This is a genomic window from Halosolutus sp. DAT137 (genome assembly GCF_059736405.1).
The window spans coordinates 618,986-633,932 of the sequence record NZ_JCAQID010000001.1; the positions used below are offsets into that span (position 1 = coordinate 618,986).

Genomic DNA, 14,947 nt, shown 5'->3' on the forward strand with positions numbered 1-14,947 from the left:
CGCGGAGACGGTGACGCGTTTTATCTGGATGGACTCATTCGGTTTCGGTAATGGAGGAAACGCAACAGTCGAACGTGCTCTTCGTCGTGCTGGATACGGTCCGAAAGGATCGACTGGGTCCGTACGGCTACGAGGGGGAGACGACACCCGAACTATCGCGATTCGCTACGGAAGCGACCGTCTTCGAGTCCGCGATCGCTCCCGCTCCGTGGACGCTGCCGGTTCACGCGTCGCTGTTTACCGGGCGGTATCCGAGCCACCACGGGGCCGATCAGGGGAGTCCGTACCTCGAGGACGTGACGACGCTCGCGTCGATCCTGTCGGCTGCCGGGTACGACACGGCGTGTTACTCCTCGAACGCCTGGATCACGCCCTATACGGGCCTTACCGACGGATTCGACGAGCAAGACTCGTTTTTCGAGGTACTCCCCGGCGACGTCCTCTCCGGGCCGCTTGCCAGCGCGTGGCAGACCGTCAACGACAACGACACCCTCCGCGAACTGGCCTCGAGACTCGTCAGACTCGGCGCACTGGCACACGCCAAATTCGCGAGTGGGGAAGGCGCAGACTCGAAGACGCCCTCGGTGATCGATCGAACGAGGTCCTTTATCGACGACAGCGACGACGGCTGGTTCGCGTTCATCAACCTGATGGACGCTCACCTCCCGTATTACCCGCCCGAGGAGTATCGACAGGAGTTCGCACCGGGGGTCGATCCCGACGCCGTCTGTCAGAACTCCAAGGAATATAACTCGGGCGCACGCGAGGTCGATGCAGACGAGTGGGAGGCGATCCGCGGCCTCTACGACGCCGAAATCGCGCACATGGATGCCGAACTCGGGCGTCTGTTCGCGTGGCTCCGCGAGACCGATCGCTGGGAGGAAACGACGGTCGTCGTCTGTGCCGACCACGGCGAACTCCACGGCGAACACGACCTCTACGGCCACGAGTTTGCGCTCTACGACGAACTGATCAACGTCCCGCTCCTGGTCAAACACCCCGACATCGAGGCCGATCGACGGACCGGCCTCGTCGAACTGCTCGACTGCTATCACACGATCCTCGATACCCTCGGCGTCGATCCGGAGACCGCCATCGAGGCATCCGGAGATGACGGTACCAGTTTCGACCCGACTCGATCGCTGCTTTCGAGCGAGTATCGATCGTTCGACGACAGCCCGGTTCGAGACCCCGGACAGCGCGCCGCTCTCGACGCCGACGGCGACTACGCGTTCGTCGAGTACGCCCAGCCGGTCATCGAACTCCACCACCTCGAGCAGAAAGCGGCCGACGCCGGTATCGACCTTCCCGAGGACCACCGCGCTTACTCGCGGTTGCGGGCCGCCCGCGGGACCGACGCGAAGTACGTTCGTGCGGACCGCATTCCTGACGAGGGGTATCGCCTCGACGAGGACCCTGGAGAGACGTCACCGATCGACCCGTCCGGGGACGACGCCGTGGCCGCGGCCGAGCGGGCGCTGGCCTCCTTCGAGGACGCCGTCGGCGGTGCGTGGGACGATCCGACGGAGACGAGCGGTGACGAGCGCGAGGCCCTCGCCGACGCCGACGAGAAGACGCGCGATCGATTGCGAGAGCTCGGATATCTCGAGTAAGAGCCGGGATTTCGTCCGCGACGGCCCGCCCGCGCCGGGAGCTACAGATACGGTTTACAGACGCGCTCGATACCCGTCCGAAGCGAGACCTGTGGTTCCCAGCCGGTCGCCGATCGAAGTTTCGAGGCGTCGGCGCACGTGTCGTGGACGTACACTGATTCGGGGATCGGGTTGTCGACGTACGTCGGGTCGATATCGGTCCCCAGTTCGCGATTGAGTAACTCGACGACGCGATCGAACGAGTGTCGCTGCCCGGTACCGACGTTGTAGGCGCCGGATAGATCGTGTTCGGCCGCCAGAATCGTCGCGCGAACGATGTCGTCGATGTGCGTAAAGTCTCGCGTTTGCGTGCCGTCCCCGTACAGCCGCGGCGATCGGCCGTTCGCGATCGCATCGGCAAACTGTGCGATCACGTTCGCGTACTCGTCTTTGTGTGATTCGGCCCCGTCGTAGCCCTGGTACACGGAAAAGAAGCGAAGCCCGGCCAGCGAGAGGCCGTAGTGCGTGGAAAAGTACTCCGCGTACCGCTCGCGTGCGAGCTTCGAGGCCTCGTACCCGGTGTTTGCCGTCACGTCCACGTCCTCGCTCGTGGGCTCCGTGCGATCGCCGTAGATCGAAGACGTCGACGCGTAGACGATCGTTTCGCAGCCGTCGGTGCGGGCCTGCTCGACGACGTTGACGAATCCCTCGACGTTCACCCTCACACCGCTCGTCGGCGTCTCTTCGTGCATCGCGTACGACGACAGCGCCGCGAGGTGGAACACGACGTCCACATCGGTCGGCAGGTCGTCCTCGAGGACGCTCCGCCGGGCGAAGGTAACGTCGTCCGAGAGGTTCGCGGGCGAACCGAGATAACAGTCGTCGACGGCGATCACGTCGTTCTCCGCGGCGAGTCGATTCGCGAGGTTCGATCCGATAAATCCCGCACCGCCGGTGATCAGGATACGTGCGTCCTTCATCGTCGGTCCTCTGTGTGTCTCCCGTACCGTCTCCGCCCATGTGTACTCTGTGCCATCGGAGCAGCGTCTGTGAGAGAACGCACCGGATTCTTACGAGTTTTCTCATTGCCAGGTGCTCGACCGCCTCGGTGAGCGAGCGAATGTGACTGTCGAGGCTACGGCGTGCGTCAAGCCCGCGCACGAGCCCGATCGGGGACCGGGGTCGTCCCACCACGTACACGTAAACCAGTTCGGGCCGTAGTCGACCACACGCATGTTCGACCGCATTCTCGTTCCCGTCGACGGGAGCGATCCCGCATCGGCGGCGCTAGATCACGCACTCGAGATCGCCGGCGATCACGACGCGACCGTGACGATCCTCTACGTCGCGGACACGAACGAACCGAGTCAGACGCGGATCGGGACGGACGTCGTCGACATCCTCGAGCGGGAGGGCGACGAGATCGTTTCGGCGGCCCGCGATCGGGCGGCGGACCGCGACGTTCCCGCGACGACGGACGTCGTACAGGGTGCGTCTCACGACGCGATCGTCGACTACGCCGAGCGCGAGGACGTCGACCTCGTCGTTATGGGGACACACGGCAGAGACGGTCTCGAACGACAGGTGATCGGAAGCGTCGCGGAACGCGTCGTCAACGCGGCACCGATGCCGGTGCTCACGGTTCGTGCGACGCCCGAGACCCCGACCTATCCGTACGAGTCCGTCCTCGCTCCGACGGACGGAAGCGACCACGCCTCGGTCGCGCTACGCCTGGGCGCGACTCTCGCCGCGCAAACCGACGCGACGCTTCACCTCCTGTCGGTCCTCGAGAACAACCTTCTGGGCGCGTTTTCCGATCCAAGCGAACGTGAGGCCCGAGCCACCACTATCCTCGAAGACGCCGAATCGACGGCGACCGAAACAGGAGTGGACGACGTCGTCACCGCCGTCGAATCCGGTTCGGTTCCGCGCGAGATCACGACCTACGCGGAGGACCACGGGATCGATCTCATCGTCATGGGCACGCACGGTCGAACGGGTCTTGACGAGCACCTCCTCGGCAGCATCTCCGAGCGGGTTATTCGCACCGCGTCGGTCCCGGTCGTGACGACGAATCGCCCCGTCTGAACCCTAAATCGAACATCGTGACGGTGGACGGCCGGTCACTTCTCGCCTCTGTCCCGTGGGGGGAACCGTCAGTCGATTGGGTCCCGCGAGTCCCCGCCGAATCCCCACTTGTCGTCGGCGTCAGTCGGGACCTCGTCGGTCGACGATTGCACCCCCCGATAGAGGTGTTCGAGGTGATCCAGCGTTCGATCGACGTCGTATCGTTCGACTGCCGCCCGCGTGTCGGTCGTCGTCTCGAGACAGGTGACGATCGCGTCGACCATCTCCTCGTGGTCCTCGTAGGTGAACCGTTCGCCGTTGTCGGGCCCGATCGTGCGATCGAACGGCGCGACATCGGCCGCGGCGACGGGCGTGCCACAGGCGTTGGCCTCGAGCGTCGAGAGGCCGAGCGTGTCGGCGGTCGAGGCAGTGACGAAGGTATCGATCGACGAGTAGAACGCGGGTAACTCCTCGCGGGGGAGGAAGCCACGGATGTCGACGTTTTCCGGGGCATCGCGCTCGAGACGATCGCGGTAGGGACCGTCACCGACGACGACGAAGTCGTACTCGGGGAGTTTCTCGGCGGCCCGAAGGATCTCGTTGACGTTTTTTTCCATACTGAGTCGCCCGCTGTAGCCGATCACCGTCCGATCGGGGTACCAGTCCACCTCCGTCGGCTGGAAAAACTCCATGTCGATCCCGACCGGGAGGGGGACGTGTTCGACGTTCCGATCGATTCGGCCAGTCGAAGCGGTCACGATGTTGAAACTCCGGAGGAACGTGTTCTCCAGTGGTACGTACAGTTTCGCGAGTGCGTCGGCGACCGACTGGAACATGACGTTCTGGTGGAAGTACTCCTCGAGCGGTGTGTGATGGGTGTACACCGCGGGTAGATCGTGTTTCTTGGCGTAGTACCGGCCAAGAATGCCGATCGGCGCCGGACCGTGGCAGTGGACGACATCGAGGTCGGGGAGCGTCGACGGTCGCCTGAACAGCGGAACGCGGTAGCCGGGGTAGAACGGATTCGGGACCGATCTGACGGGAATTTCTCGCTCACCAGGGTCGTAGTCACCGTCCGGATACACGACGTAGACGTCGTGTCCCTGCCGTTCTAACTCCTCGCGCCAGAGCTTGATCGTGTACGTTACGCCGTCGATTTCGGGGAAGTAACTATCCGTAAAGAATCCGATGTTCATTTACACCATCTCCTCGTATAGTGCCCGGTACTGGTTCGCGACCGCCTCGAGCGAGAACGACTCGCTTCGGTCGGCCGCGTTCGATCCGAGTCGACGCCGACGATCGGGCTCTCTGAGTTCCTCGAGAGCGCCGACGAACCCGTCAATGTCCGACTCCGGACCGTCCGACGCGTCCACTTTCAGACAGTCCGTGCCGTCCTCGAGCCACGAGAACGTCTCGATGTCACGAACGAGAACCGGTTTACCCGCGGTCATCGCTTCGAGCAGGGCGATCCCTTCGTTCTCCTCGTGGGTCGGGAAACAGAAGATGTCACCCGCCGCGTACGCACCGCGGATATCGTCGATAAATCCGGTGAACGTACAGTTTTCGGGGGCCTCTTCGATCAGTCGCGTCGTTTCTCGACCTTTCAACGAGAGGTCCAGCGGGCCGAACCACGCGAAGTCCAGCTCGGGCAACCGACGGGCGAGTTCGACGAACGTCTCCAGTCCTTTGCGCTTGATGACGTGGCCGACGAGGAAGACCACGGGTGACTCGAGATCGTATCGCTCTTTGTACTCCGCTTCGAGCGAGTCGAATCCCGCGAGTTTCTCGCGATCGACGCCGTTCGAGATGACGGTCGTCGTCGCGTCGGTGTACGTCTCGATTAGCCCCCGGTTGTATTCCGACGGACAGACCAGTCTGTCGGCCAGCCCGTACGCCCGCTCGAGGTACGGTTTCAGCGGCCTGGCGAGCGCGTTCGTAAATCGAAAGCTGTCTCCAAAATCCTCGGCGGTAACGTGGGTGTGTGCGACGACGGGGACCCCGCGAGAGCGCGCCCGCCTCGCGTACCAGACCGATCGCGGCCCCAGTAAATTACAGTGAAAAATATCGGCGTCCAGCGTCGGCTCCGTCGTATACTGGAGTTTCAGTCGATCGAGGATCTTCCGCTGGTGGGCGACCGACTCGGCGATGCCGCCGGTGACGTGCGATTCGAGTTCGAAATAGTGGCTGATTTTCATCGCGAACGCCTCGTCGGTGCGGTGGTCGGGTGGTGGGTTGGTCGATCGGTCGAACGAGACGGGCCGTGGGTGACCGAACGAGCGAGACGCTCGACGGGGATCGACCAGCGTGCTACTCGACTTCGAGCCACGGCACCTCCATCAGCGGTGGAATGTGCGTTTCGATGTGGTGTTCCCAGACGCCTTGCTCGCCGAACGCTTCCCCGTGATCTGCGGTCACGACGACCCGCCCGTCCAGTTCCGGTACCAGATCGGCAACCTCCTCGAGTGCGATCCGGAGGTTTTCTTCGTACAGTTCGAGGGCGGCCTCCCGAGTCCCGTTTTTGACGAGGCCCGCGGGATCGAGTTCGAGCCAGAGTCCGGCCTTTTGAGCGAGTTCGCTGTCCTCGAGTCGCCGCTCGACTTTCGGCCGGATCGTGTCACCGAGCGACGAGAGCGTCCCGCCCCCGTCGGCCGCCGCCTTGGATTCCGCTTCTTCCTCCTGTCGTCGAATGCCTTTCTGTATCTGCTTGAGTTTCTGACCCGTGCCGCGTGCGAGGTACGGCGCGTGTGGCTGCATGTAGTGGAGCACCGTTCGATCGGCCCGATCGACCGCGTCGGAGTGCTCGTAGAACGCCTCGGCCAGGCTCTCCGGCGGGACCGTCCCCAGGTCGTCGTCCCATCCGGTTTTCCAGACGTCGAAGACGTTGCTGATGTGTGCAGACGCCGTCCAGTCGTACTCGCAACTGGCACCCCATTTCAGTTCGTTTAGCGGAATCCCGAGGTCGTTGATGAACGGGTTCCCGGAGAAGTACGCGAGGTCGTGACTCCCGGTGAACGTTCGATACGCCCACTCCGGCGTCGAGGAGCCGGTACTTCGGCGCTTTTCTACTGTCCCGTCCAGGTACTCGTCGTACACGTCGCTGAACACGTCGTACCGGCACGCATCCAGGACGATACAGTAGTCCCACTCCGATTCCAGAAACCGGTGTTTCTCCATCGATCGATTGACCGTTTCGAGTCGATCACTGTATTCTTATTGGTAACAGACAGTCACAGTTTTTGGTCTATCGGACGCCGTATGAATCCTCGATCCGAACTTCGAGGTCCTAATCGGTTGAATGGCCCGAAGGTGTAAAAAATTGCCACCCAGTAAGGGCGTTTTACCACCGAACGCCGCATCAGATGGCTGATATTGACGTTAGGCGGTAGGTACTACGTACCGGCGTTTTTCCGTCCACTCGACGTCGATCGTCGACGCGCTGGTCGCGGTGCTCGAGCCCTCGCGAGATCGGCACCGGACTCGATCGTCGCCACCGGCAGTTTGCGCCCGGAAGCGACCGATCGCGGCCGCGGGACCGTCGTCAGCGATCGAGCACGCCCCCGTCGACACAACCGAGCGATTTGTGCAGACAGTCCTGGCAGTGCGGGCCGGCGTCTACAGCGTCGAACTCGCTTTCGTCTGCACGCCGAAGATCCGCCGTCAACTGAGGACGCATGTCGAGTAACTGCTCGGCGGTGAACAACTGTACCTCGGGCCCGTTCGACCCGACGTAGACGTACCCCACCTTCCGGATCGTGGCCGAAAATACGTCGCGAGCGGCGAGCAGGTAGACGAGCAGCTGATAGCTGTCGCCCAGTTCCTTACGCTGGCTCCCGGTCTTGTAGTCCAGAATCACGACGTCACCGCTCCCGTCGCGTTTGATCGCGTCGATCTCGCCGACGATCGAGCCCGCGACGCTCGCGTCGTACGCCGAAAGCTCGAAGGGAATCTCCGCGCCGAGTGGCTCCCAGTCGGCGGCTTGCGTCTCGAAGTATCGTTCGATACAGGCGATCGCTCCCGGAACGGCGGGCTCGCGATCGTGAAGTCGCCCGAGACGCTTACAGGCGTCGACCCACTCCTGGGGCTCGGTGTACTCCCACCAGAACGCCTCCTCCGCGACGTCGTGGAACAGCGTCCCGATCGCGATCGGTGAGGCACCCGCCGAATCGGTCGCGCCCGGGAGACTGTATCCGAGCGGGTCCTCGAACGCCCCGACGACGTGGTCGAGGACGTGGCGGCGCTCGCATCGCTGGACCGCTTCGAGGGACGTGTGGCTGTGTCGCCGCTCGAGTTCACGACTGACCGTCGTGCCGAGGGCTGTCTCGAACCCGATGCTCGCAGGATCGACCGGGGAGAGCGACCCTGCCCGGAGGTCGCGGGCCAACTCGAGCGCGTCGTCGATCGCCTCGTCGAGGGAGACGGGGGTCTGGAAGTACTGCAGCGAGACCGTATCCCGATCGAGTCCGGCGTCGATCTCGTCGGTGAGGTCGATTCGGGACCGGTCGTCCAGCCGCTCGTAGCTGTCGGTGATCCGGCTCCAGATATCCATGTGCGGACCGGCGAAACGCCACTCGATTTCGGGGGCGAGATACTCGTCGAGCTGGCTGGCGGGAACGTCCGGCGGATCCGGCTCGCTGCCGAACAGGAACAGCCGCTCTTTCGCACGGGTGATGCCGACGTGGAGGACGCGCCACTCCTCGGGGACTTCGCGGACGGCGTGGTCGGTCCACAGCGAGGTCGCCCGATCGCTCCCGGCGAGGTCGACCAGCGCCGAAAACGAGTGGGTCGATCGCGGGTAGGGGTTGGGGAACCGGCCGGGGGGCAGCGGCGGCCAGTGGTCGCTGCTCAGGAACGGGAGCATGACCACGTCGAACTCCAGCCCCTTCGCCTGAAAGACGGTCATGACGTTGATCTTGTCGGCCGTCTTGGTCGCCGACTCGATCTCGCCGCCGGTCTCCCGGGTGGAGAGGTCGCCCTGGAGTTCGAGATACGAAATGAAGGTCTCGGTGAGCGTCGACTGCGTGACCCGGCCTTCGTCGAAGGACTCGATCAGGCGCTCGATCTGTGCGAGATCCCGGCGTTCGTCGGCCGTCAGGAACCACTCGAGATGCGTCTCGCGTTTGAGTTCGCCGTAGAGTTCCGAGATCGACAGCCGATGGCGCTTCGATCGGAGCGCCTCGATGTCCGATCGGGCGCGCTCGAGTCGCGCTGGTGCATCGAACGCTCCGTCCGACACCTCGTCGAGCGCCCGGTACGTACTCCGAGAGCCGCGATTGAGCCGGTTCAGGTCGGCTTCGGGAACGCGGTAGCAGGTCGCCAGCACCCGGCTGAGGCTGACGTCGTCGTGGGGGTCGACGAGCACCCGGAGGAACGCGAGGACCGTTTCGATTCCCGCCGCGGTGCCCGCACCCGCGTCGTGGGCCAGTTCGTAGGGGAGGCAGGCCTCGTCGAGCTGACTCGCGATCAGATTCGCCTGCCGTTTCGTTCGGACGAGAACCGCGATGTCGCCCAGGTCGGCCGCTCCGATCGACGCGAACTCGTCTTTGATGAGCTTCGAGATTGCCGTGCTGACCTGACTCGCCTGCTCGTTGTCTTCCTTGGCCGCCTCGACCCTGACGACGGCGTTCTCGACGTCGTCTTTGAACGCAGACAGACCGTGCGTGTCGGCCGGCAACCCGGCGGCCAGATCGAGAATCGCGTCGGGCGATCGAAAGTTCAGATCGAGCGTGTATCGCTCGAAGCCGTCGAGTTTTTCGGTGACTCGATCCATGTTCTCTGGGTGGGCACCCCGCCACTCGTAGATCGCCTGGTCCTGGTCACCGATGACGAACAGTTCCGTCTCGGTCCCGAGCGTGGCAATCAGATCAAGCTGTGCGTCGTCGGTATCCTGAAACTCGTCACAGAGGATGATGTCCCACTGGTCGACGATACCTGACCGGACGGCCTCGTCGTCGAGCAACGCGGTCGCCCGTCGGATGAGGTCGTCGTAATCGAGGGCCTGCTGGAACTCCCCGTCGCCGCTCAGCTCCCGCTCGTAGGCCCGGTAGCCGGCCAGGAAGTCGTGGCTCTCTTTGAGCATCTCGACGTAAGCGACGAGTCGTCCGATCGGCGTCTGGTGAGTGTCGCCAAAAAACGACGGGAGGGTGCCGACGAAGACGGCCTGCGGGACGAACCGCTCGTACCAGCTCGAAGAGCCATTCAACAGCAGCTCTTCGAGTTCGTCGACGAGGTCGACCATCGAGTCCAGATACTCCGCAACGTCGGCTTCGACCGGTGTGCCGGACGCTAACTCCCGTCGTTTGTGCTCGACGACCAGCCGGTACTTTCGGAACCGATCGCGAAACGCGAGCGGGTCGTCTTTGAGGAGAGGGTTCTGATCGGTATCGAACAGCGTCCGTCCGAGCTGGTGGAGTTCCCGTGCCAGCGTCGACAGCCGGTCGATCGTCTCCGTCTCGGGGAGCGTCGCTGCAATGTCGTCGGGTGTGAGGCTTGCCCGCTTTGCCTCCTCGATGAATCCGATGAGATCGCGCTCGATCCGGTCGGCCCCGGTACGGGCGTCGATCGGTTCGACGAATCGGTACTCGAGGTCGTCGACGATCGACTGGACGATCGCCCGTCGGTCGTCGTCGGTGACGAGGTCGAAATCCGGCGCGAGACCGAAGTGGTACGCGTACTCCCCGAGCAGTCGCTGGCAGAACGCGTGATAGGTGTAGGCGTCGACGTCGTAGCCCCGGCCGTTTTCGAGGAGGTCTCCGAGGTCGTCCTGAATCGCGTGGGCGGCCTCGTTCGCGAACGTCAACACGAGGACGCGCTCTGGCGAGACGCCGCGGTTCTCGATCGCATCTTCGATTCGCCAGGCCATCGTCTGGGTCTTTCCGGTCCCTGCGCCCGCGCTGACGATGATGCGATCGTCCGTCGCCTCGACGACGTCGCGCTGGGTGCCCAGTGGACTGATCTCGTCGACGTCAGCACTCTCTCGTGACGATCGATCGGTCATCGAAAGCGCACCTCCTCGTTGATCGCGTCCAGACACATCGATCGGTATGTACACCGTCGACAGGAGTTTGCGGTAATTTCGGCCCACCGATCGCCGGCCGGACTCCAGTCCTCGCCGGTGATCCCCGACGCAGCGGTGGCGAGAACCGTGGGACACACCTCGCCGGCCTCCCAACAGGACTCCGTTACGTCCCGCCTGGCCGAGATCACCGCGGGACCGCCGGCGCTTCTCTGGTCCCCTGCTCCGCTGCCTGGACTTTCTGTTTCGCCGCCTGGACCTTCTGTCTCGCCGCCCGGATAGGTCTCCTCGGCGATCGCGTAGTACCGATACCGGACGTTGTGGACGTCGATCTCGTGGGCCGTCGCGACGGCGTGGATCGTCGCGTACGCCCGGAGCACGCTACCGACCTGCCGCGGGTAGAACCCGTCGCGATCGCGGTAGCCCGCGACGGGATCCCTGTAGGGATTCTCCCAGACGATTCCGTCGAGGCTCGTTACGAACCGGGCGATCTCGTAGGTGTCGCCGTCGCTCCACAGACAGTCGACCGGACACTCGAACGTGTAGCCGCCCGTTTCGTACGTGTACGTTTCGTCGATCGCGATCGCGCCCTCGACGTGCTCTCGTCCGTACTCCTCGACGTAGTTCGCGATCGCGTTCCGGACGCTCGCCTCGTCGTACCACCGGTGTGGGGAATCGGTGGCTCCCGACCGGGCGGCAGAATCTGCCCGTGACGCGCCCTCCAGACGCTCTTGTAAGGCGTTCGTGGCTGTGTCGTGGAGTTTGGCAGTCGTCTCGCTCCGGCCGTCGGCGGTCGTTCCGCTCTGACGGCTGGCGATCGTCTTGCCCTGGCCGTCGGCAGTCGCCCCCTGCTGGTCGAACGCGGCGAGCGCCGCAGTGATCACCTCGCGGTAGAGTCGGCTTCGCTCGTCGATCGCGTCCTGTGTCGTCTGCGTCCGAATGTGCTGGTCGTGTTCGTACTGGTGTCGGCGTGGACAGCAGAGGTAGGTCTCGATTGCCTCGAGATCGATGGGGGCGGGTCCAGTTGCTCCTCCGTCGGTGGTGGGAGCGTTCGCTACTGTGTCCGCGCGATCTGCCCGCTCACTGGTCACCGCGTCCCACCTCCCCGAGCGCCCGATCGATCTGGGCGTACACGGCTTGTTCGAATCGCGGGTCGAGTTCGTCGTCGTCGAGCAGCGTCTGAATCGCGCCGAACGTTCGCTCGGCGTGTTGGAGATCGTACTCGGTGCCCGTGCTGGCCGCCTGCTGGATGCGTTCGAGTTGCTCCCAGGGCTCTGACAGCACCGCCGCGCTCGCCTCGCCGTGTGTGTACATTCCGCGCTCGGCATCTTCCGAGCCGATTTCGACGACGGGGACCGCCTCGCGTTCGACGAGATCGGTGAGGTACCGCGATCGATGCTGGCGTTTGCCGAGCGTCGACTCGTTCGTTCGCGAGGTACAGAAGTAGAGCCGGTCGCTGGCCGCGCGAGCACCGATCGCCAGTTGGCGTCTGGCGAGTTCGGCGTAGTAGGCTTCGTCGGGTTCGCGGATCGTCTCGGGTGCGGTCGCGAACGTGTCGCGCACGTCCTCTGCAGTCGGCGTCGTCACGCCGGGATACCCCGGCATCTGTGTGACCCACTGGCGCGGAAAGAGCTGCGTCAGCTGTCTGGATTCCGGATACCGGCCCTCGTGAACGTTCACCAGAAACACCGCCTCGCGCTGCTCGTGCTTGCAGATGCGGACGGCGTCGACGAGCACGCCGTTTTCCTCGACCTCGACCGCCGTCGAGTAGGTGTCCGAGGCGACGTACGTGATCGCGCGCTCGAGAACCTGCAAAAAACCGTCCCACGAGTTCGGGAGGTACTCTGCGGTCTCGACGAACGCGGCGATATCGAGAACCCGGCGAACGTGGTGAAACTGGGCGCGCGCCTCCACCGGCTCGCTCGCCGCGATCCGCCGCTTGAGATCCGTCTCGAGGATCCAGCGGCCGAGTTTGTCCCGGACGCCGGACTCGCTTTCGACGGCGTCGATCGCGGACCGGGGCCAGCCATCGAGCCGATCGGTCAGGATTCGTTTCGCGCGCTCGCGCTCCCGGCGATCGGTCGCAACCTGCGAGGCGGCCAGCGCGTGGAGTTCCCGAACCGTCCGATCGCCGCCGAGTCCGTTCACCGTCGCGGATGCGGTCGGGATTCCGGCTCGCTGGAGCGTCTGTCGCGCAGTCTGGATCGGTCCCGTCGAGTCCTTGACCAGCACGGCAACGTCATCGTACGTAAGGCCGCACTCGGCTCTGAGGTAGCCGATTTCGTTGGCGATCGTCGAAAGCTGATCGTAGAGCGTCTCCGCTGCGATCGTATAGACCGGGTCGTCGAGTCCCACGAGGACCGATTCGTCGTCAGTCGCGAGATACCGGCTGACGCGTTCGGGCGTCGTCGCTCGGTCTCGGCCGGTCACCGATCGGACGGCGAGTCCGTTCCCGATGTCCGCGACCCAGCCGGGTTCGTTCCAGACGCGCGCGATGGCGGCGTGGGCCTCCCCGAGACAGACGAGGTCGGCGTTCTCGCTGAGCGAGGCGAGGTACGCGCGTTCGACCGTGCCGTACTCCTCGAAGCCGACGGCGACGATCGCCTCGAACTCCTGTTCGATCGTTTCCCGGACTGTCTCGTCGTCGAGGGCTGTGATCGCCCGCGAGAGCACGTCGGGGCGTTCGACCCACCCCTCCGTCGCGAGCCAGTCGTGAAAGCGCTCGCGGACGGTTTCCAGTTCCTCGAGCAACGCGGCGTGCGGGCCGCGCTCGGCCGCGTCTTCGGAGATCGGAAAGCCGCCGCTGTAACTCGCGGCGAGCAACACCCGACCGACGTCGCGGCGAAACGAGTCGTGTCCCGCTGCGGACGCCAAGTAGTCGTGGTCCCAGGTGTGGCCGTCGAGGACCATCGAAAGCGTCTCGATTCGCTCGACATCGGAGAGCACTCGCGTTTCCGGCGCGTGTTCCGAGACGACCGTCGATGCGTGCCGAGAGACGGTCTTGACGTTCGGCCGACAGAGGAGATCCAGTTCCGCGACGAGCGCCTGGGCGAAGTCTTCGATCCCCGTCGGAAACCGTTTCAACACCAGCACGTCGGTCGCGTCGTAGCCGCGATCGTCGAGCAGTTCCTCGTAGACCGACGCGACTCGTGTCGACAGCGGATCACCTTCGAACGGCAACACGCGCAACTCCCCGCGTAATGACGCCGCCTCAGCGTCCATCGCCACCGGCTCTCGATCGGCGGTTCGTGTCAATCCACGGATGGTACATATGACTCAGAGTCGGAAGGTCTCGATAAATAGTTTGTGGGGCCCTCCGACTGCTGGTCGAATGCGGTGGATAGGTCTCCACCGCGGTCTCGTCCACGGTGTCACGAACGGGCATTCGTCGCTGGTGGTGCTCGCCTCGGACGGCCTACAGCAACAGCGAGATGACGGCGAGCACCAAAAACAGGAGGACGAGCCACTTCGCGATCGTCATCGAGAGGCCGGCGACGCCGCCTGCGCCGAGTGCTCCTGCGACGAGCGCGATCACGAAGAACAGGATTGCAAGTTCTAACATGTCTCGAAAAACGGCCGTTCACCCGAAACGAGTTGGGCCTTCATACGCCGTCTGGCCCCGCCCTGGTCGTCCGAAGCAGTGTCTCGAATCACAGCCGTGGCAACTTGATGAAATGGAACATCTACGACGGCGAGCGTCGGGCCGTCGACCTGTGGGTGCCCAGTAAAAATCAAAATGCATCGATCGCGAATCAGTGCGATCGCGACGCGTTATTCGTTTAAATGTCCGCGATACCCCTTCGGCTCGAATCCGCGCCGACAGATCACGCGCTTTCGGCCGACGGTGATGGCGCTGACCTGATTGTCGGCTTCCATTCGATCGACGACGCTCTCGAGGTGGTCGGCCGACCAGCCGGTTTCCTCTCGGACGGTCGACTCATCGACGCGGCCGCCGCGTTTGACGAGCAGTCTGAGCACGAGATCCTCGTCGGGGAGGTCGCGTTCGTCGACCCCGTACTCGATCTGTTCGGCATAACTGAGCGTTTCGTCGCCGGCCGCGTGCTCGGACGTGCCAGCCGTGGAGTCGGTCGATTCATCCTCCTCAGCGGTTCCTGATGACCAGAGGGACGAAAGTCGGTTTCGAAGTGTGTCAAATACCATCTGTTGGTCACCCGTGTGTGAAACTATCGCTGCTTGAACGCGCTCCTACGTTGATTTTATGTTTCATATTTTATATATTTGCCCTCGGGACGGTTCGGGTATACGTATCGTGATG

11 protein-coding genes are annotated in these 14,947 nt (G+C 63.8%); 2 read left to right on the top strand and 9 right to left on the bottom strand.

The window, feature by feature from the left end:
• Positions 1-50 precede the first annotated feature (50 nt).
• The gene (locus AC6I6L_RS03040; protein ID WP_497916238.1) at positions 51-1,613 is read left to right on the top strand and encodes a sulfatase; all 1,563 of its coding nucleotides are present in this window, start codon (positions 51-53) and stop codon (positions 1,611-1,613) included.
• Between the two features lie 41 nt (positions 1,614-1,654).
• On the opposite strand, the gene AC6I6L_RS03045 is transcribed toward AC6I6L_RS03040, so the two are convergent.
• The gene (locus tag AC6I6L_RS03045) at positions 1,655-2,572 is read right to left on the bottom strand and encodes an NAD-dependent epimerase/dehydratase family protein (protein WP_497916239.1); all 918 of its coding nucleotides are present in this window, start codon (positions 2,570-2,572) and stop codon (positions 1,655-1,657) included.
• A 253-nt stretch (positions 2,573-2,825) separates the two neighbouring features.
• Here AC6I6L_RS03045 and AC6I6L_RS03050 point away from each other — a divergent pair, with 253 nt between their 5' ends.
• Positions 2,826-3,680 carry a universal stress protein gene (locus AC6I6L_RS03050; RefSeq protein ID WP_497916240.1) on the top strand — a complete coding sequence of 285 codons (855 nt, stop codon included), beginning with the start codon at positions 2,826-2,828 and terminating at the stop codon, positions 3,678-3,680.
• Positions 3,681-3,748: 68 nt separating this feature from the next.
• On the opposite strand, the gene AC6I6L_RS03055 is transcribed toward AC6I6L_RS03050, so the two are convergent.
• The 8 genes from AC6I6L_RS03055 to AC6I6L_RS03090 form a co-directional block, all read right to left on the bottom strand.
• Positions 3,749-4,855: a glycosyltransferase gene (locus AC6I6L_RS03055; protein WP_497916241.1), complete on the bottom strand. Its 1,107-nt coding sequence runs from the start codon at positions 4,853-4,855 to the stop codon at positions 3,749-3,751.
• Entirely contained in the window at positions 4,856-5,854 is a 999-nt protein-coding gene (locus tag AC6I6L_RS03060; protein ID WP_497916242.1) for a glycosyltransferase family 4 protein, read from the bottom strand. It lies immediately after the preceding gene.
• 112 nt (positions 5,855-5,966) lie between these two features.
• Positions 5,967-6,833 (bottom strand): hypothetical protein, encoded by an 867-nt coding sequence (locus tag AC6I6L_RS03065; RefSeq protein ID WP_497916243.1) that lies wholly within the window; start codon positions 6,831-6,833, stop codon positions 5,967-5,969.
• A 364-nt stretch (positions 6,834-7,197) separates the two neighbouring features.
• Positions 7,198-10,653 carry an ATP-dependent helicase gene (locus AC6I6L_RS03070; protein WP_497916244.1) on the bottom strand — a complete coding sequence of 1,152 codons (3,456 nt, stop codon included), beginning with the start codon at positions 10,651-10,653 and terminating at the stop codon, positions 7,198-7,200.
• The gene (locus tag AC6I6L_RS03075) at positions 10,650-11,762 is read right to left on the bottom strand and encodes a hypothetical protein (protein WP_497916245.1); all 1,113 of its coding nucleotides are present in this window, start codon (positions 11,760-11,762) and stop codon (positions 10,650-10,652) included. The genes AC6I6L_RS03070 and AC6I6L_RS03075 overlap by 4 nt, the downstream gene beginning before the upstream one ends.
• Positions 11,752-13,893 (bottom strand): PD-(D/E)XK nuclease family protein, encoded by a 2,142-nt coding sequence (locus AC6I6L_RS03080; RefSeq protein WP_497916246.1) that lies wholly within the window; start codon positions 13,891-13,893, stop codon positions 11,752-11,754. Before AC6I6L_RS03080 ends, AC6I6L_RS03075 begins: the two co-directional genes overlap by 11 nt.
• A gap of 193 nt (positions 13,894-14,086) precedes the next feature.
• Positions 14,087-14,233 carry a DUF1328 family protein gene (locus tag AC6I6L_RS03085; protein ID WP_497916247.1) on the bottom strand — a complete coding sequence of 49 codons (147 nt, stop codon included), beginning with the start codon at positions 14,231-14,233 and terminating at the stop codon, positions 14,087-14,089.
• A gap of 209 nt (positions 14,234-14,442) precedes the next feature.
• Entirely contained in the window at positions 14,443-14,832 is a 390-nt protein-coding gene (locus AC6I6L_RS03090; protein ID WP_497916248.1) for a helix-turn-helix transcriptional regulator, read from the bottom strand.
• Positions 14,833-14,947 lie beyond the last annotated feature (115 nt).